The following is an 18303-nucleotide window of genomic DNA, read 5'->3' on the forward strand; positions in this document are numbered from 1 at the left end:
AAGGTAAATCATTACCGGGCGTATTATCGGCGGAAGAGCAGGATTTTTTCCATGCTCAAACCGTAAGGATTCCGTTAAGAACCTCAGGATTTCCAGCCGCCACCCAATGCCTTGTACAGCGTGATTTTCTGGCTTAACTGGCCCAGATGCGCGCTGATCAACGACTGTTGCGCACTGTAAAGCGAACGTTGGGCGACTAACACATTGAGATAATTATCAACGCCCTGCTTATAACGCAATTCAGAATAGTCGTAGTCGCGCTGGTTCGCACCTACCTCTTTTTGCAGGGCCGTCATTTGATCCTGCCAGGTGTCCTGCCCCGCCAGCGCATCGTTCACTTCTTTGAACGCGGTCTGGATCGCTTTCTCATAGTTGGCGATCTCGATGCGTTTCTCGATATGCGCGATGTTCAGGTTGGCTTCGTTTTTGCCACCGTCAAAAATCGGCAGATTAATTGACGGTACAAACGACCAGGCTCCGGTGCCACCACCCAGCAAACTGCCCAACGAGCTACTGGTTGATCCGCCGGAGGCGGTCAGCGTGATACTCGGGAAGAAGGCGGCACGCGCCGCGCCAATATTGGCGTTAGCTGCTTTCAGGGTATGCTCAGCCGCCATCACATCCGGGCGACGCGTCAGCAAATCTGATGGCAACCCGGCAGGCGTAGCCGGGAACTGCCAGTTTGCGTCCAGCGTGGCATGTGACAACAGCGATACCGGTAAATCGGTGCCGACCAACAGCCGCAGCGCATCGACATCCTGACGCACCTGACGTGTGTAGCTGGCAACGTCGGCTTCGGCGGCGCGCACCGTGCTTTCCGCTTCCGCCAGATCCTGATCGCTGCTGACGCCGCCGTCGTAACTCATTTTGGTCAGACGGTACGAGTCCTGCTGGCTCTGCGCGGTGTTCTGTGCCAGATGCAGCAGATCATTATCCGAACACAAAGTCAGCCATGCGGTCGCGACTTCGGAGATCAGCGAGATGCGGGTGGCGCGTTCCGTGGCCGCCGTGGAGAGATACGTTTCCTGAGCCTGATCACGCAGGCTGCGCAAACGACCAAAGAAATCCAGCTCCCACGAGGTAACGCCCAGACCGGCGTTCAGCTCGTGATAGGTCACCGGACCGGTGGTTTTAGTGTTGTACAGATTACCCGGCTCATGCGCCGAGGTCTGACTGGCGGTGGCGTCAATCGATGGCATCAACGCCGCACGCTGCACCGTCACATCGTTACGCGCTTCTTCCACGTTTAATGCCGCCACACGCAGATCGCGGTTGTTGTCGAGCGAGAGCTGAATCAGGTTGCGCATCGTCGCGTCATTAAAGAAGTTCTGCCACGGCAAATCCGCGACGTTGCCCACTGCCGTGGGTTGATCGTAGCGCGCATCCACTGGCATGGATGGCCGCTGGTAATGCGGCTCCATAGTACAACCGGTTAAGCCCAGTGCAGCGGCCAGCGGCAGCAACGCCCAATTGAAGGTTTTAGTTATCATGCTGCACCCCCTCTACGGATGCTTTTTTCTTACGCGCAAAGAATTGCGACACCACCACGTAGAACATCGGCACAAAGAAGATGGCGAGGAAGGTTGCGGTAATCATCCCGCCCGCTACCGCCGTACCGATGGAGTGCTGACTGCCCGCGCCGGCACCGTTAGAGATGGTGAGCGGCAGGACTCCGAGGATAAAGGCCATCGAGGTCATGATAATCGGGCGGATACGCAGGCGTGCTGCTTCCACCGCCGCCTCAATCAGGCTCTTACCTTCCCGTTCGTGCAGCTCCTTGGCAAATTCAACAATCAATATGGCGTTCTTCGCCGCCAGTCCGACGGTGGTTAATAACCCAACCTGGAAGAACACGTCGTTCTGCAAGCCGCGCAGCAACACGGCGCAAATGGTACCCAGCACGCCGAGTGGCACCACCAGAATCACCGAGAACGGAATCGACCAGCTTTCATACAGCGCGGCGAGACACAGGAATACCACCAGAATCGAGATGGCATACAGCTGCGTGGTCTGGTTACCGGAAGCCTGTTCCTCATAGGAGATGCCGTACCACTGCACACGGAAGCCGCTCGGCAACTGTTTTGCCAGCTCTTCTACGGCTTTCATCGCTTCACCGGTACTCTTACCCGGTGCCGGGGAACCAAGAATCTCTTCCGCCGTCAGGCCATTGAAACGTTCGAAGTGGGGCGAACCATATACCCATTTACCCGAGGCAAATGCGGAGAACGGAACCATGGTGCCGCTGGAGTTACGGAAGTACCATTTATTAAGGTCGGACGGCGTGACACGCGAATCCGCTTTCCCCATCAGATAGACCTCTTTCACGCGACCGTTATACATAAACTGGTCGATATAGCTCGAACCCCAGGCCACCGACAGGGTGTTATTAATGTCGGTCATGCTCAGGCCCAGCGCGCTGGCTTTCTCGTCATTGATCTCCAGTTGATACTGCGGTTCATCTTCCAGGCCATTCATACGCACCTGAGCCAGACGTGGATCTTTGTTTGCCAGATCAATCAGCTGATGCGTGGCATCCATCATCTGCTGGTGGGTGTGCGCGCCCGTATCCTGCAAGTAGAGGTCAAAACCGGTGGCGTTCCCCAGTTCCATTACCGCAGGCGGTACCATGGCGAAGATTTTGGCGTTTTTGTAGTTGGCGAAGTGAGCCATGACCCGGTTCGCCAAATCCTGCACGCTCTGGCCGCTGTGGGTACGTTCCCCCCAGTCCTTCAGGCGCACAAACGCCATAGCGTTACTCTGCCCGCGACCAGCGAAGTTAAACCCTGCCACACCAAAGGTGGTGGTCACCACCGAGGCTTCATTTTTCTGAAGATAATCATTCAGATCGTTGATGACCTGCTGGGTACGCTGCGATGACGAGTTTACCGGCAAGGTCATCTGCACCATCATCAGACCCTGGTCTTCGTTCGGCAGGAAGGTGGTCGGCACACGGGTAAACAGGAAGCCGGTCACGCCCACAATCACCAGATACACCACCAAAAACAGGCCACGACGCGAGATCACTTTATTCACCCCACGGGTGTAGTGCATCGCGCCACTGTCGAATTTACGGTTAAACCAACCGGCAAACCCGGTCGTTTTGTGTTCTGCCGAACTGGCTTTCAGGAAGGTGGCACAGAGCGCCGGGGTAAAGATCAACGCCATAATCACCGACAGCGCCATTGCGGACACAATGGTGATCGAGAACTGACGATAAATAACCCCGGTCGAACCAGAGAAGAAGGCCATCGGCAGCAGTACCGCCGACAGCACCAGCGCGATACCGAACAACGCCCCCTGAATCTGCTGCATCGATTTAATGGTGGCGGTTTTCGGATCGAGCTTTTCTTCGTGCATCACACGCTCGACGTTCTCCACCACCACGATGGCATCATCCACCAATAGCCCTATCGCCAGCACCATCCCGAACATTGTCAGGGTGTTAATGCTGTAACCAAAGGCAGCGAGGATACCGAATGTCCCCAGCAGCACCACCGGCACCACCAGGGTGGTGATCAGGGTCGCGCGCAGGTTTTGCAGGAACACCAACATCACGAAGAACACCAGGATGACCGCTTCGATCAGGGTTTTCACCACTTCTTCGATGGAGGCGCTCACTACCGGCGAGGTGTCGTAGGGATAGGTGACTTCCACGTTATCCGGCAAGGCGTCTTTCAGGTCAGCAATGGTCTGACGTACTGCTTTGGCGGTGTTCAGTTCGTTAGCACCGGTCGCCAGACGCAGCGCGATACCGGCCGCAGGCTTACCGTTCAGGGTGGCATCAATGCCGTAGCTCTGTGGACCAAGGGCCACGGACGCCACATCTTTCAGGCGCACTTGCGAGCCATCGCTGTTCACTTTCAGCAGCACGTTTTCAAACTGTTTCACCGTGGTGAAACGGGTTTTGCCCAGCACGGTCGCCTGGGTTTTGGCGCCCTGAATCGTTGGCAGCCCGCCCAACGAACCGGAAGAAACCTGCACGTTCTGGTTATCGATAGCCGTACTGACATCGCTTGGCATCAGGTTGTACTTATACAACTTGGCCGGATCGAGCCAGATACGCATGGCGTATTCTGAACCCAGCACCATAAAGTCGCCGACACCGGGAGTACGTGAAATCGGATCTTCCAGCTTCGACACCAGCATATCGGCCAGGTCGCCGTTGGTCAGCTTGCCGTCTTTCGAGATCAACCCCACCACCATCATGAAGTTTTTCTGGTACTTACGGATACGGATGCCCTGCTGTGTCACATCAGTCGGTAGCTGAGATTCGGCCAGGGACACACGGTCCTGCACCTGTACCTGGGCGATATCCGGGTTAATGCCCTGATTAAAGGTAGCGATGATCTGCGCACTACCGTCCGACGCACTGCTCGACTCCAGATAACGTAAGCCGTCCAGACCGTTGAGCTGCTGCTCAATCACCTGCACCACGGTGTTCTGCGTGGTTTCGGCACTGGCACCGGGATAGGTAACGGAGATGGAAACCGCCGGAGGCGAGATATTCGGATACTGGTTAACCGGCAGATTGAGCGTCGCAATCGCCCCTACCAGCATCACAATGATCGCGATAACCCATGCAAATATCGGGCGTTCAATAAAAAACTTAGACATGACGCCCCCTTATTGTGCCGCAGCATCAGTCATGGAGAGGCTGACGGCATTAGCGGATGGCGTGTCATTGGTATTGGCGGCGGTGGTGGTCACTTTAACGCCGCTGCGAACACTTTGCAGGTTGTTCACCACCACATTTTCCCCCTCTTGCAGACCGCCGGTAACCAGCCACTCGCCGTGGATCATTTCACCGGTGCTGATGCTGCGCTGTGCGATGGTGTTGTCGCTTTTCACCACATAGACATAAGGCTGCCCTTTGGTGTCATGCATGATGGATTCCTGCGGCACCAAAATGCCCTGTTGCTGGATACCCTGCGGGAAGCTGGCATGAACATACATACCTGGCAGCAATTCGTTACTGGGGTTCGGGAACACGGCACGCAGCACCACGGTGCCGGTGGCGGTATCAACGTTGACTTCCGAGAAGGCCAGTTTGCCTTGTTCGCTATATTTGCTGCCATCTTCCAGCGTCAGACCCACCGCCGCGGTGTTGTCACCCACTTTGGCAATTTTGCCTTCCGCCAGTGCCCGGCGCAGACGCAGCAGATCGGTGGCGGACTCATTCACATCGACATAGATCGGGTTGAGCTGCGTAATGGTGGCAAGGTAGTCCGTCTGCCCGCTGGTCACCAGCGCACCGGCAGTGTAGAGCGAACGGCTGATATGCCCGGAGATCGGCGCTTTTACCAGGGTGTAGTCGAGATTGACCTTGGCGGTTTCCACATCAGCTTTAGCTTCACGCTCCGCAGCTACCGCGTCATCGTAGGTCTGCTGACTGATGGCATGGGCGGCAGCCAGCGGCTGATAGCGTCTCGCAACCATCGCGTCGTTTTGCCAGGTCGCCATCGCTTTGTCATAAGACGCTTTATAGGTCGCCGGATCAATCTGATACAACGGCTGCCCCTCTTTGACTTCCCCACCTTCGGTGAAGAGGATTTTTTGGATCACACCACTGACCTGCGGGCGCACCTGAGCGGTACGAACCGCATTGGTACGGCCAGGCAATTGCGTTACCAGCGTTACGGGTTCGGTTTTCAGAGTAACAACGCCGACTTGCGGTGTCGCAGACGCGGCGGGTGTCGCTCCACCCTGATCACAGGCTGCCAGTAAAAACACCACGCTGGCAGAAAGAAGTTTCAGGCGCATAGTTTTTCTCAACAAGATTGGGGAAAGTAATGAGAATGATTACTCTCAAGGAAAGTCATTGTAGGCAGGAGGCAATGGCGCAGCTGTTAAGGTTGCGTAAAACATATTTTCGAAACGAAAATGGTAAACCTTTCGTGCGATAAATCGCTGTGTTTTTTAGCTTTTCGCGGGTTTTCGGGTATGCATAGAAGTTATCGCGCGATAAATCGCGCCGCTACGGGATCGTCGACTTTTAGCGCCACTGCTAAACTTTGTCCCCTGATGTAGCGGCGCGATTTATCGCGCTAATTACCCTTTCGGCTCAATGCCACGACGACGTAATTCACGTCGTGCCAGATCCTTTAACCAACAGGACAAGGTGACATTGTCGTCATCGGTCAGTTCGCGTAGCTGATTATGCAATTCGGGATGAATACGCAGCTGAAAAGCCGCTGAGCGGCCCTCGCCTTTCGGCGTTCTGTCTTTGAGTTTTGGCATAGGGTTGTCGACTCAACAAAGGCAATAAATACGCCCCTTACCTGCGCTACCAACACAGTAAGGGGCTGGCGGACCTTGATGGAATGCGACATCGCGGTGCGTTAGGTAATACGTTACACGACGAGATATTTTTTTGTTGGCGGTGGAACGTTAAGAGATAGATAAGAGGTGTGAACGATTAAGCAGGACGATAACAAGCAGTTTGGCAGGTATCGCAGATAAAAAAAACCCACGCATCTGCGTGGGTCGGTGCAACTGAACAGGGTGAGCAGCATCGGCTGCCATTCTTCACACCAATCAATACCTCTGGGACTTTCATCCTCGCATCATCGGTGTGATGACGACAGCCGGAAAACGCAACCGAATTCAGGGAAATGCAACGAGGTGTGAAAACTCCGCAATCTCGTTTACATCCTGATTTCATTAAGATTTATCTGGTGTCGGTTTACTGTAGATCGCATCCGGCGCGATGTTCATATGCTTCAGCACCGGCCCCATAATGTTGCCGAATACCGGTGCGGCTACCGAACCACCAAAGTGATCCCCGGCGGTCGGATGGTTGATCATCACCACCAGCGCCACTTCAGGATGGCTGGCAGGCGCAATGCCGGCGGTGTAGTTGACGTAACCGCCATCGTACTTGCCGCTGCTCCCCATTTTCTCTGCGGTACCGGTTTTGGTCGCCAGACGATAGCCCGGCACCGCCGCTTTCACCCCGGTGCCGCCCGGCAGGACGTCGCTCTCCAGCATATGCACCACGGTTTGTACCATTTGTGCATCGGCCACCTGGGTGCCCAACACCGGCGGCGTCACCTTAGTTATCGATAACGGTCGATAGATGCCATAGGAGCCGAGAGTGGCGTATTCACGCGCAATTTGCAGTGGCGTAACGCGCAGGCCGTAGCCGAAGGCAAAGGTGGCGCGTTCAATATCCGCCCAACGTTCACGATGCAGCGGGAAGTAACCGACACTTTCACCGGTCAGCCCCAGCCCGGTAGGTTTACCGAGGCCAAAGGCCTGATAGGTATTGACCAGCGCTTCCGCAGGCATCGCCAGCGCGATATGGGAAACACCGATATCACTCGATTTCTGCAAAATCCCGGTCATGGTCAGACGCGGCCAATGGCCGACGTCGCGGATCAGATGGCCGTTGACCGAATAAGGCGAGGTATCAATCACCGAGTCAGGGCGCACCAGATGACGCTCCAGACCTTCCAACACCACCAACGGCTTCACGGTGGAACCGGGTTCGTAACTGTCGTTAATCGCCGAGTTACGCATCTGCGCCGGGGTAGCATCGTCATAGTTGTTGGGGTTGAACGACGGATAGGAGGCCATCGCCAGAATTTCCCCGGTATCGATTTTCACCAACACCGCAGCACCGGAATCGGCCTTGTTGAGCAACACGCCATCGCGCAACTTGCTAAACAGCGTGTACTGGTCAAATTTGTCGATACTCAGTTGCACCGTCGGCGGCTGCTGCGGTGGCTGGTAATCAATCATCGAGATGATGTCGCCATTTTTATCCTGGCGATAAACCTCTTTACCCTCTTCGCCATGTAACAGGCGATCAAAGCCTTTTTCCAGGCCGTTCAGACCGTTGTTATCCGCGCCAACGATACCAATCAACGGGGCTGCGGCTTCACTCATCGGGTAGAAACGACTGTCGTCATACACCGAGCTGATGCCTTTCAGGCGCAGCGCGGCAATATCTTTGGCGATACTCAGTTCAATTTTTCGCCCGAGATAGAGGAAGCGTTTTTTCGGGTTGGCCACAATCTGCTGCGCCAGTTGGTCCGGGCGCATATTCAGTGCATTCGCCAGATAGGCCCATTTGGCGCTGGTAAAGTCCGGGTTACTCTCCAGCACCCGCATCGGGTCAGCGATGATGTCGCGCGATGGCACGCTCAGTGCCAGCGCTTCACCATCGCGGTCGAGTAAGGTGCCACGGTTAGTCGGCAACGTCACGGTACGCAGTGAACGCTGATCCGCTTCGTGTTCCAGCATCGGGTGGTTAATCAGCTGCAAATCGCCGACGCGTGCCAGCAACAGGCCCAGACAGGAGAGCACACCCAGACAGATCAGGCGAAAACGAAAGGGATTAAATGGAGCTTGAATCTGGTCTTTTCCCAGAAATTTTTTTATTCGGGGCATGATATTACCGCGGCGGAATAGATAAACAGGCTATACGCAGCAGTTATAAAGAAACGCGAGGCGGGATAACAGGAAAACTGTGTTTCAGTTCGTTAGCGAAATGTGCGGGCAAAAAAAACCTGCGCATCTGCGCAGGTCGGTGTAATCAAGAAAACTTTTTGATGTTCACCCATCAATACCTCTGGGACCCTGACTGTAGCAAGGCGCAGAGACGGGATGCCATCTCTCAAACGCAACAGTTACCCGCAAAATGTAACCAGCGATGAGATTCTTACTGGATTGTGCAAACCTCATGTTTTTTGATTTCCACCAGGCAACTCATGGCGTTTGGCCCCTGGGTTAACGACGAAGTGCCAATATCCAGCGTCAATACATTCGGGTTACCGGCGCGGTCCCACGGCTGCCAGACGCGGCCAAAGCCGGGGTCAAACCAGGCCCCGGTCGAGATAATCACCACGCCCGGTGTCAGACCATCGGTTACACGCACGCCTGCCAACATACGGCCACGCGCGTTGCTGACTTCAATCTCGTCGCCATCGTTAATTGCACGCGCCGCCGCATCCTGCGGATGCATATACAGGGTTTCACGCCCGGCGGTTTTGTTGGCCTGCACTGTCGCGGTAGCGTCGAGCTGGCTGTGCAGGCGATCGGAGGGTTGAATCGAGATCATATGCAGCGGGAACTGCTCGCTCAGTCTTGCCCCCAGCCACTCCTGCGGCTCACGCCATTCCGGGTGACCGGCGAAATCCTCCAGTTGGTAATCCGCGATGGTCTGGCAAAACAGTTCAATTTTGCCGCTGGCGGTCTGAATCGGATTCGCCACCGGGTTGGCACGAAACGCATCCATAAACACGTAAGGCGCGCCTCCCTGCGGGATTTCGACAAAACCACGCTGCCAGAACTCACCAAACTCCGGGAAGTGGATCCCTTTGCGCGCATGCGCCACTGCGCACTGCTGATAGAGATGCTCAATCCATTGCATCTCATTGCGCCCTTCGGTGAACACCTCGCGATAACCAAGACGATCGGCTAAATCGGCAAAGATATCAAAGTCATGGCGCGCATGATGCTGCGGTTTAATCGCCTGATGCATCGCCAGCACAAAGCGATCGCGCGAGGAGCCGCCAATATCGTTGCGTTCCAGCGTGGTAGTGGCAGGTAGCACGATATCCGCCATCTGCGCCGCTGGCGTCCAGACGATATCCTGCACCACCACGGTATCCGGGCGCTGCCAGCCTTCGACCAGACGATTCAGTTGCTGATGATGATGGAACGGGTTGCCACCCGCCCAATGCACCAGATGGATATCCGGGTAATGCAACGTCTCGCCCTGGAAGCTGTAGGGCTGGCCGGGGTTGAGCAACATATCACTGATGCGCGCCACCGGAATCGACAGACCAGACGGATTGGGTCCGGTACTCATCAGCGGAGCCGGGCCTTCCTGACGCGGGTTGCCGACGCTGTTCATCGAACCATGACCAAAGGAGAAACCGCCGCCAGGCAAACCGGGCTGCCCCAGCATCGACGACAGCGCAATCATCATCCAGTAGGGCTGTTCACCGCGATGGGCGCGCTGTACCGAATAAGAACAGGTGATAAAGCTGCGTTTGCCAATCAGTTGTTGCGCCAGTAACGCAATGCGCGCGGCTGGGATGCCGGTGATTTGGCTGGCCCATTCCGGCGTTTTGGCAATGCCATCATTCTCGCCCAGCAGATAGGCGCGTAGCTGCGGCCAACCGGTGCAGTGGCTGGCGAGAAACGCCTCATCCACCGCCTGACGCCGGGTAATTTCGAAGCCCAGCGCCAGCATCAATGCCACATCGGTATTGGGACGAATTGGAATCCACTCGGCATTGACGAACGCCGGGCAGTCATCACGCATCGGGCTGATGTTAATGATCGGTGTGCCCTTGGCGGTCAGTTGCTCCAGCGCCGGTTTCAGGCTGTGCTGCCCCGCGCCACCGGACGCTACCTGAGCATTTTTCAGCGCCAGGCCACCAAAGGCGATAAAGATCTCGGCATGTTCCACCACATCCGGCCAGTCGGTGACTCGGCCGGTCAGCGGCATGTAAGTGCCAATCACATAAGGTAAAAAGAACTGCGCCGCCCCCCAACTGTAGTTGCCCTGCTGGTCAACCCCACCGCCGCCCTGAAAATAGAAGCGACGGATCAGCGTGCGTGCGTGGTTTACGCGTCCGGCTGAGGACCAGCCATAGGAACCGTTAAAAATGCCTGATGCACCGTAACGGTCGCGCACCCGGCGATTTTCCTCCGCCACCAGATCCAGCGCGGTGTCCCAGTCCACTGCGACAAAATCTTCGCGACCACGCAGCGTGCGATCGCTGTTCTCACGGGATTTTAGCCACGAACGACGCACCATCGGCTGGCGAATACGTTTGTCCGAATAAACCAGCTCAGGGATGGTATTCAGCATCGGTGAAGGATCGGCATCGGCGAAGAACGGTTCGCAACCGGTGAGACGGCCATTTTCCGTCACCGCGGTAAAAGCGCCCCAGTGCGCCAGATGTGGCACGCGTGTTTTCATGATTAGGGTCCGGCAGGCAGGTGTGATTCGTTCCGCCAGCATAACATAGGGGCTGCGCCGGGCTAAAGCCTGCCGCGAGCGTCTGATTTTCCGCACTTTTGCGACAGCGCTGGCATTCTGCCGGGTTGCGACGCTGGGGGATTTCCGTAACACTGGGGGCATGTGTAAACGTTTTCCCGGAAGCAGGCTAACGCATGGCTACCATTAAGGATGTCGCCAGAATGGCTGGGGTCTCGGTCGCGACCGTATCCCGCGTGATTAATAATTCCCCCAAGGCCAGCGAGAGTTCACGCCTCGCTGTGACTCAGGCAATGGAGCAGTTGCAATACCACCCAAACGCCAACGCACGCGCGCTGGCACAGCAATCCACCGAAACACTCGGCCTGGTAGTCGGTGATGTTTCCGACCCGTTCTTTGGTGCGATGGTCAAAGCCGTTGATGAAGTGGCGGGCCAGACCGGCAACTTTTTGCTGATTGGTAACGGTTACCATAACGAGCAAAAAGAGCGTCAGGCGATCGAGCAACTGATGCGCCATCGCTGCGCGGCGCTGGTGGTGCACGCCAAGAAGATCCCGGACGATGATCTGGAGCAACTGATGAAGCAAGTCCCCGGTATGGTGTTGCTGAATCGGTTACTGAAAGGGTTTGAGTCACGCTGCATTGCGCTGGATGACCGCTACGGTGCCTGGCTGGCGACACGCCATTTGATCCAACAGGGCCATACCCAGATTGCTTTCATCTGTTCCACCCACACCATTTCTGACGCCGAAGACCGCCTCCAGGGTTATTACGATGCGCTGAAGGAACATGGTCTGCCGAGTAATGATCGTCTGGTTGCCTGGGGCGAACCGGATGAAGTAGGCGGCGAACAGGCGATGACCGAACTCCTCGGTCGCGGCAAGCAGTTCACCGCGGTGGCCTGTTACAACGATTCTATGGCCGCTGGCGCGCTGGCGGTGTTGAGCGATAACGGTATCCGCGTGCCGGAAGAGATGTCGCTGATTGGTTTCGACGATGTGCTGGTATCACGCTACGTGCGCCCGCGTCTGACCACGGTACGTTACCCGATTGTGACCATGGCGCAGCAAGCCGCCCAACTGGCGTTAGCGCTGGCAAACGATTTGCCGATGCCGGAAGTGACCAATATGTTCAGTCCGACGCTGGTACGTCGCCATTCCGTTAGCGGGCCGGGTTAAATTTTATCGTGATCCGTAAGGGCGATGAAAATCGCCCTGGGCATTCATCACAAAATTGGAATACGACTGTTAAATATCCCTCATCTTCTTAACGTTTCTGCCGATACCTGTGCCGGACTTTTCTGGCCTTGCCAGCAAGGATCGATAGAAATTTAAGGAGGAAAGATGAGCATTTCCAGACGTTTACTTCTGGCTCTGGGTTTTATCACCGCGGTTATCATCGCGCAGGGGACGCTGGCTATCAGCTTTATCAGCGGGTTTCAGGATCGCTTCGAGAATGTACAAAGCCGCGCCATTCCCTCAATCAAACTTCTGAGTGACCTCACTGACCGTAGCCAACAACTATGGCTAAGTTTGTATCAATATCAAAACAGCCCGACAGATTCGCTTGAATCACAGCTGACGCAACAGATCGCCGGCATTCGCGACCAACAGCAGGCTTACCAGAACAACCATATCGCCGATGATAAAGACGCCCAACTGGCGCAACAGGCGACGGACACCCTTAACCTGATGAGCCAGCGTCTGCCCGCGTTTCTCGACGCGGTAAAAGCTAATCAACCGAACGTGCTGGCAAATGCTAACGGTGTCGGCGGCACACTGCAAAAGCTGATTGCCGGTTATCGCCAACAGATGACGCTGAATATGGCGATGGGAGATCAACTCCGTACCACCAACCGCACCATTTTCCATTTTGTCAGTTGGGCGACGGTGGCGGGTATCACCGTGGCGGTGTTGATGATTGTGGTGTTTGCCTTGCTGACCATTAAGCAAATCCGTCGCAGCCTGAATAACATCTCCTCCATCATGGCGCAGGCCATGCAACATCTCGATCTCACGCTCGAAGCGGATGAGAGCCGCAATGATGAAGTGAGCAAAATGGCGGGTTCCTTTAACAAACTGATGCGCCATATTTCGCAGGCCCTGACGGCGGTGAACAGCGCCGCCAACTCAGTGAGCAGCGCCTCAACGCAAATTGCTGCTGGTAATGAAGACCTCTCTGCCCGCACCGAACAACAGGCGGCCTCGCTGGAGCAGACCGCGTCCAGCATGACCGAGCTGAGCGAAACGGTACGTCAGACCGCCGATCACACCCGCGATGCTACCCAACTGGCGGATAACGCCAGCAGCCTGTCGCAGCAAAGCACCGAGTCGCTGAATACCATGCTCAGCACTATGAATGACATTCATCTGAGCGCCCTGAAAGTGAAAGACATTACCGGGCTGATTGAGGGCATTGCGTTTCAAACCAATATCCTGGCGCTGAACGCCGCAGTAGAAGCCGCACGCGCCGGGGAGCACGGAAAAGGGTTTGCCGTGGTGGCCGGGGAAGTGCGGAATCTCTCGCATCGTTCCACCACTGCCGCGCGCGAAATTAAAACGCTGATTGAAGCCTCAACCAATTTGATTGAGTCCGGTGCCCAGCAGGCAGCGCAGGTGGGCGATAGCATCCAATCCGTCAACGAGGTGATATCAAAGGTCAACAGCCTGGTCAGTGAAATCTCTACCGCGGCAGCAGAGCAAAGCCAGGGGATCAGCCAGGTGCATCGGGCGATTGATCAAATGGATGATGTGACGCAGCAGAACGCCGCACTGGTGGAGCAGGCGTCGGCGGCGTCGCAGTCGTTGCAGGAACAGGCGGAGCATGTCTCACGGCTGGTGGGGGCGTTCCGCCTAAATCGCGCTTAACCCCCTCCCGTAGCGGCGCGATTTATCGCGCGGATTTTTCCTACACCGTGCACCGAATTGCGCGATAAATCGCGCCGCTACGACAGTTTTTTCTGGTACAGACGTACCCGTGTGTGCGGATACTCCAGCGCCTCGCCCGCAAACTGCCAGCCAAAACGCTCGTAATAACCGGCGAACGTTGACCATAGCCACAGCCGGTTATAGCCACGCTGTCGGGCGTAGTGGATAACATGTTGTTGCAGCGCCTGGCTGACACCCTGCCCGCGGGCATTTTCATCGATATACAACGCCGCCAGCCACGGATAGAGATCCTGGCGGCTGATCAAATCACAACGCCAGAAACCCACGGTGCCAACCACCCGCCTCGCATCAAGCGCGACAAAAGTGACAGGAAAATCAGCGCCGTTCAGGCTGCTCTGCACAATGCTGGCGTAGAACTCGCGCGTGGTCCCGGCACCAAACGCCTGCCACAACCAGTCGGTTATCTGTTCGGCAAATTGCGGCACTTCATTCAATGGCAGGATCTGCATTACATCAATTTTCCCTGAAAGATCGGCACCGATTCAAACAAATAGCCGTCAAAATCCGGCGCATCGGCATCGGACAACTCCAGCAGGGTATTTTTCACATTTTCCAGGTGCTGCCACATCGCCTGCCATGAACCCATCACATCCCGGCGGCGTAACGCAGCAAGGATCGTTTGATGATCGCCCAGCCACTTCAGACGATAAGCGCGGGTTTCGAACTGCGGGCGCAACTGCTGCCACAGCGGGCTGGCCTCATGATGTCGCCAGACGCTGGTCACGGTGTCCAGCAGCATCTGGTTTTGTGTCGCCCCGGCCAGCAGCAGATGGAATAACTTATCGTTGTCCTGGCTGCTGTCATTGAGCGCAATAGCCCTCTGCTCTTGCTCAAGGGTGCGGCGCAGGTTTTCAATGTCGGCTTTGGTCGCCATTTTGGCGGCAAACGCGGCAATGTTGCTTTCCAGCAACTGACGTGCCTGCAACATCTCAAACGGGCCAACATCGCTGCGGAAAAACGCCTCTTCCGCGTCATCGCTGTCGGAAGGTATGCGCATCACATACACGCCAGAGCTTTGACGGATATCCACCGTTCCTTCCAGCTCCAGCATCAATAAGGCTTCACGCACGATGGTACGGCTGACGCCCCAGGTCTCGGCCAACTGACGCTCCGGCGGCAGACGTGAGCCAACCGGGTAATGCCCATCAATGATTTGCTGGCGCAGATGCTGACCAATTTCCTGATACTGCTTTTTCTCTTGTGGCGCTTCGGCTTTTTCCACGCTTTCACCTTTTTGCATCATGGCGCGCAAGGTTGCAGCCGCCTCCCTGGCAGGCTGCAACCTGTCTGCAATCTGGCCGCTAGTGTACCAAAGCCAGCGCCTGATCGAGTACCTTTGCACCATTCAGCGTACCGTAAGCAACGGTGTCGATCACCGCAATCGGCAGCTGATAGCTGTCGGTGAGCTTTTTGTTCTCCTCCAGCTTAAAGCGCACTTGTGGGCCGAGCAGCACCACCGCCACCTCGTTGCCGTAGTTTTGTAACTCTTCCCGCAGGTTTTGCTCCGGGATGGCATAGATTTGATACTCAAGACCGCGTGCCGCTGCCTCTTTTTCCATGCGGGTCACCACCATAGAGGTCGACATACCCGCAGCGCAAGCCAGTACGATTCGTTTCATCTTCGCGTCCTTATTTCATTTCATCATCAATGTTGACCGTCAGCTGTTGGCTGTCGCGCAGCTGACGAAACCAGTGCGCCGACTTTTTCATTCGCCGCTGGCGTTGGTTATCCAGGTCAATTTCAATTAATCCGTAGCGATTTTTAAACGCATTCATTGGCGAGACGTTATCGGTGAAGGCCCACAGCATATAACCCTGACAATTGCTGCCCGCCTCCCTGGCGCGCACCGCCTGATACAGATGCTCGGCAATAAAAGCGATACGGTAGTCGTCCTGAATTTCCCCCTGCGCATCTTTAAAACGGGCTTCGTTTTCAATACCCATACCACTTTCCGCTACAAACCACGGCAGGTTGCCGTACTCCTCCTTCATGCGTTGCGCCATGTCATAGATGATGCGCGGCTGAATTTCCCAACCCCGCGAGGTATTCATGCGGCGGCCTGGTAGCTCGAAATGTTCGTAGTAATAAGCGGGATGGAATGGCGTTTCCGGATGCCAGGCGCGCGACGGGGCTTTTACCCGGTGTGGATAGTAGAGATTTAACCCGACCTCATCGACGGTGTTGGCCGCGATAATCGCCAGTTCCTCGGGCGTTACCTCCCATTGCACCTGGTGCTTTTCCAGCAACTGCACCAGCTCGACGGGATACTCCCCTTTGATCGCCGGGTCGAGAAACACCCGGTTGTAGAACAGGTCATAGATCTTCGCCGCTTTAACATCATGCGCCGCCGACGAGCGCGGATAAGTGACTTCCGGGTTGAGGATGGTGCCTACCGTCCCGGCATAGCCCTGTTGGCGGAACAGTTGAACCACCTTCGCTGTCGCGAGATTTTTATGGTGATTCCACTGCATCCATTTGTGGGTGTTCTGCTCATACGGCCAGCGCAACGCATCCAGATAGACACGGGTCTGCACCACAATCGGTTCGTTGAAGACAAACCAGCGCGTCACTTTTCCGGCATAGCGGGCAAAAACCTGAGCGGCATAGCGGGTAAACAGCTCCACCACATGCTTTGACTGCCAGCCACCGTACTGCTCTAACAACTGTGCCGGAAGTTCGTAATGTTCAAGGCACAACATCGGTTCAATACCGTTGCGCTGCATTTCATCAATCAGTTGGTCGTAATAGGCCGCGTATTCCTCATCCACCACCGCGTTTTCATAATCGGTGAGAAAGCGTGACCAGTTGATCGAAGTGCGATAGTGCGTCAAACCTGCCGCTTTCATCAACGCGACATCTTCGCGGAAACGGTTGATAAAATCCGTCGCCACCGCCGGACCGTAACCGTTATGCCAGACATGACGATCGTTGGTATACCAGGCATCCAGATACGAATCCTGCCCCGGCTTCTTGCCGCTCCAACCCTCGGTTTGCCACGCCGATGCTGCCGCACCCAAAATAAAGCCGTCCGGCAGTGGGATGTTGTAGGTACTCATGCTTGCTCCTTAGTTTTGCGCCAGTTCCGGTTGCAGATTTTTCGCTTCTGCCGCCTCAGCACGACGCGCCGCCACCTTCACAAACGGCAGGTAAATCAATACGGACACGCAGATACAGATGATTTGCGTCACCACCGCGCCCATTGAACCGGCGGTGGAGAGCCAGGCGTTGATGATCGGCGGGGTGGTCCAGGGCACCATCACCACCGCTTTTCCGGCAAAGCCCATCACCGTGGCGAAATAACCAATCGAACCGGTTACCAGCGGGGTAATGATGAAGGGAATGGCAAGGATCGGGTTGAGCATAATCGGCATACCAAAGATCACCGGTTCATTGATGTTGAACAGCCCCGGCCCGAGCGACAGCTTGGCAATTTCGCGCATCTCTTTGCGTTTGGTCGCCAGCATCACGGCGGTCAGTAAACCAATGGTTAAGCCAGAACCGCCGATGCTCATATACACATCCCAGAACGGCATGGTGATGATATTTGGCACCTCTTTGCCCTGCTCGAAGGCGTTCATATTGACCAAAATCGCCCCCAGCAACAGCGGTTCACGAATCGGCTTAATCATCTGGTTGCCGTGGATGCCAATCACCCAAAACAGTTGCGCGACAAACATCAGCAACAGAATGCCCCACAGGCTCTGCACCACCGACTCCAGTGGCTGCTGCACCACCTTGTAGACCGCGTCGTACAGGTACATGCCGGTAACCTGATGGAAAATAAAGCCGAAGGTAGCAACCAGCGTGACGGTGATGATCGACGGGATGAGCGCGGAGAAAGAGGCCGAGACATTGGGTGGCACGGTATCCGGCATTTTGATTTTCAGCCGTTCCACATTTTCCAGGCGGCAATAAATCTCCACCGACAGGATGGCGATAAACATGCCGAGGAACAGGCTTTTGGTGTCGGAGAACTGTTTCGCCAGCACATCGGTGACCAGATGCATCTGACCATCCACCAGCATCTGCAAGGTGGTTGGGGTAACCGAGACGAAGCAGATAATTGCCAGCAAGCCGGGGAACAGCGTTTTGATGCCGTTGATACGCCCCAGCTCGATACCAATCAGGAACACCGCGCCAATGTTAAGAAAACTCAGCGTGGCGTAGTTGATGCTGCTGGTGATCGGTTTCAGATCGGCGAGAAACGCCAGCGCCTGGAAACTGGCGAGGCCGTTCTTCGCATCCAACACCATGTTGGAGATCAATACCGAAAACGCGCCGACGATGATCACCGGCATCAGCGTAATAAACGAGGCTTTGATCGCCATGATATAGCGGTAGCTATTGAAACGCGTGGCAAAGCTACCCAGAGAATCGATAAGACGGTCTTGTAGAGACAT

The 18303-nt window shown here is 55.7% G+C and carries 13 protein-coding genes; 2 read left to right on the forward strand and 11 right to left on the reverse strand.

The window, feature by feature from the left end:
• Nucleotides 1–83: 83 nt before the first annotated feature.
• From AC6I8N_RS16115 to AC6I8N_RS16140, 6 genes are all read right to left on the reverse strand, one after another.
• The gene (locus AC6I8N_RS16115; RefSeq protein ID WP_415175242.1) at nt 84–1490 is read right to left on the reverse strand and encodes an efflux transporter outer membrane subunit; all 1407 of its coding nucleotides are present in this window, start codon (nt 1488–1490) and stop codon (nt 84–86) included.
• A complete protein-coding gene (locus AC6I8N_RS16120) occupies nt 1480–4614 on the reverse strand; it encodes an efflux RND transporter permease subunit (protein ID WP_497829465.1) in 3135 nt (1044 codons plus the stop codon). Before AC6I8N_RS16120 ends, AC6I8N_RS16115 begins: the two co-directional genes overlap by 11 nt.
• Nucleotides 4615–4623: 9 nt before the next feature.
• Nucleotides 4624–5760 carry an efflux RND transporter periplasmic adaptor subunit gene (locus AC6I8N_RS16125; protein WP_497829466.1) on the reverse strand — a complete coding sequence of 379 codons (1137 nt, stop codon included), beginning with the start codon at nt 5758–5760 and terminating at the stop codon, nt 4624–4626.
• A 288-nt stretch (nt 5761–6048) separates the two neighbouring features.
• Nucleotides 6049–6237 (reverse strand): hypothetical protein, encoded by a 189-nt coding sequence (locus AC6I8N_RS16130; protein ID WP_021184590.1) that lies wholly within the window; start codon nt 6235–6237, stop codon nt 6049–6051.
• A 423-nt stretch (nt 6238–6660) separates the two neighbouring features.
• Entirely contained in the window at nt 6661–8391 is a 1731-nt protein-coding gene (locus AC6I8N_RS16135; protein ID WP_208723696.1) for a penicillin-binding transpeptidase domain-containing protein, read from the reverse strand.
• A 271-nt stretch (nt 8392–8662) separates the two neighbouring features.
• Entirely contained in the window at nt 8663–10936 is a 2274-nt protein-coding gene (locus AC6I8N_RS16140; protein WP_497829467.1) for a molybdopterin-dependent oxidoreductase, read from the reverse strand.
• A gap of 194 nt (nt 10937–11130) precedes the next feature.
• Between AC6I8N_RS16140 and galR the strand changes: the two genes are divergently transcribed.
• Nucleotides 11131–12132 carry an HTH-type transcriptional regulator GalR gene (gene galR / locus AC6I8N_RS16145; protein WP_036626566.1) on the forward strand — a complete coding sequence of 334 codons (1002 nt, stop codon included), beginning with the start codon at nt 11131–11133 and terminating at the stop codon, nt 12130–12132.
• A gap of 165 nt (nt 12133–12297) precedes the next feature.
• Entirely contained in the window at nt 12298–13821 is a 1524-nt protein-coding gene (locus AC6I8N_RS16150; RefSeq protein ID WP_497829468.1) for a methyl-accepting chemotaxis protein, read from the forward strand.
• A 77-nt stretch (nt 13822–13898) separates the two neighbouring features.
• On the opposite strand, the gene AC6I8N_RS16155 is transcribed toward AC6I8N_RS16150, so the two are convergent.
• From AC6I8N_RS16155 to AC6I8N_RS16175, 5 genes are all read right to left on the reverse strand, one after another.
• Nucleotides 13899–14351: a GNAT family N-acetyltransferase gene (locus tag AC6I8N_RS16155; RefSeq protein ID WP_497829469.1), complete on the reverse strand. Its 453-nt coding sequence runs from the start codon at nt 14349–14351 to the stop codon at nt 13899–13901.
• A complete protein-coding gene (locus AC6I8N_RS16160) occupies nt 14351–15124 on the reverse strand; it encodes an FCD domain-containing protein (RefSeq protein WP_208725551.1) in 774 nt (257 codons plus the stop codon). The genes AC6I8N_RS16155 and AC6I8N_RS16160 overlap by 1 nt, the downstream gene beginning before the upstream one ends.
• Nucleotides 15125–15203: 79 nt before the next feature.
• A complete protein-coding gene (locus AC6I8N_RS16165) occupies nt 15204–15521 on the reverse strand; it encodes a PTS sugar transporter subunit IIB (protein WP_021184597.1) in 318 nt (105 codons plus the stop codon).
• A gap of 10 nt (nt 15522–15531) precedes the next feature.
• Nucleotides 15532–16959 carry a glycoside hydrolase family 1 protein gene (locus AC6I8N_RS16170; RefSeq protein WP_497829470.1) on the reverse strand — a complete coding sequence of 476 codons (1428 nt, stop codon included), beginning with the start codon at nt 16957–16959 and terminating at the stop codon, nt 15532–15534.
• A gap of 9 nt (nt 16960–16968) precedes the next feature.
• Nucleotides 16969–18303, reverse strand: a complete 1335-nt coding sequence (locus tag AC6I8N_RS16175; RefSeq protein WP_021184599.1) for a PTS sugar transporter subunit IIC — start codon at nt 18301–18303, stop codon at nt 16969–16971.

The sequence above is a fragment of the Pantoea sp. X-Soil-TKNS-1279 genome, assembly GCF_059730565.1.

Excerpts from the sequence above, each read along its gene's own strand:
- AC6I8N_RS16115 (WP_415175242.1), bottom strand. The coding sequence starts at position 1,490 with ATGATAACTAAAACCTTCAATTGGGCGTTGCTGCCGCTGGCCGCTGCA.
- AC6I8N_RS16120 (WP_497829465.1), bottom strand. The coding sequence starts at position 4,614 with ATGTCTAAGTTTTTTATTGAACGCCCGATATTTGCATGGGTTATCGCG.
- AC6I8N_RS16125 (WP_497829466.1), bottom strand. The coding sequence starts at position 5,760 with ATGCGCCTGAAACTTCTTTCTGCCAGCGTGGTGTTTTTACTGGCAGCC.
- AC6I8N_RS16130 (WP_021184590.1), bottom strand. The coding sequence starts at position 6,237 with ATGCCAAAACTCAAAGACAGAACGCCGAAAGGCGAGGGCCGCTCAGCG.
- AC6I8N_RS16135 (WP_208723696.1), bottom strand. The coding sequence starts at position 8,391 with ATGCCCCGAATAAAAAAATTTCTGGGAAAAGACCAGATTCAAGCTCCA.
- AC6I8N_RS16140 (WP_497829467.1), bottom strand. The coding sequence starts at position 10,936 with ATGAAAACACGCGTGCCACATCTGGCGCACTGGGGCGCTTTTACCGCG.
- galR (WP_036626566.1), top strand. The coding sequence starts at position 11,131 with ATGGCTACCATTAAGGATGTCGCCAGAATGGCTGGGGTCTCGGTCGCG.
- AC6I8N_RS16150 (WP_497829468.1), top strand. The coding sequence starts at position 12,298 with ATGAGCATTTCCAGACGTTTACTTCTGGCTCTGGGTTTTATCACCGCG.
- AC6I8N_RS16155 (WP_497829469.1), bottom strand. The coding sequence starts at position 14,351 with ATGCAGATCCTGCCATTGAATGAAGTGCCGCAATTTGCCGAACAGATA.
- AC6I8N_RS16165 (WP_021184597.1), bottom strand. The coding sequence starts at position 15,521 with ATGAAACGAATCGTACTGGCTTGCGCTGCGGGTATGTCGACCTCTATG.
- AC6I8N_RS16170 (WP_497829470.1), bottom strand. The coding sequence starts at position 16,959 with ATGAGTACCTACAACATCCCACTGCCGGACGGCTTTATTTTGGGTGCG.
- AC6I8N_RS16175 (WP_021184599.1), bottom strand. The coding sequence starts at position 18,303 with ATGTCTCTACAAGACCGTCTTATCGATTCTCTGGGTAGCTTTGCCACG.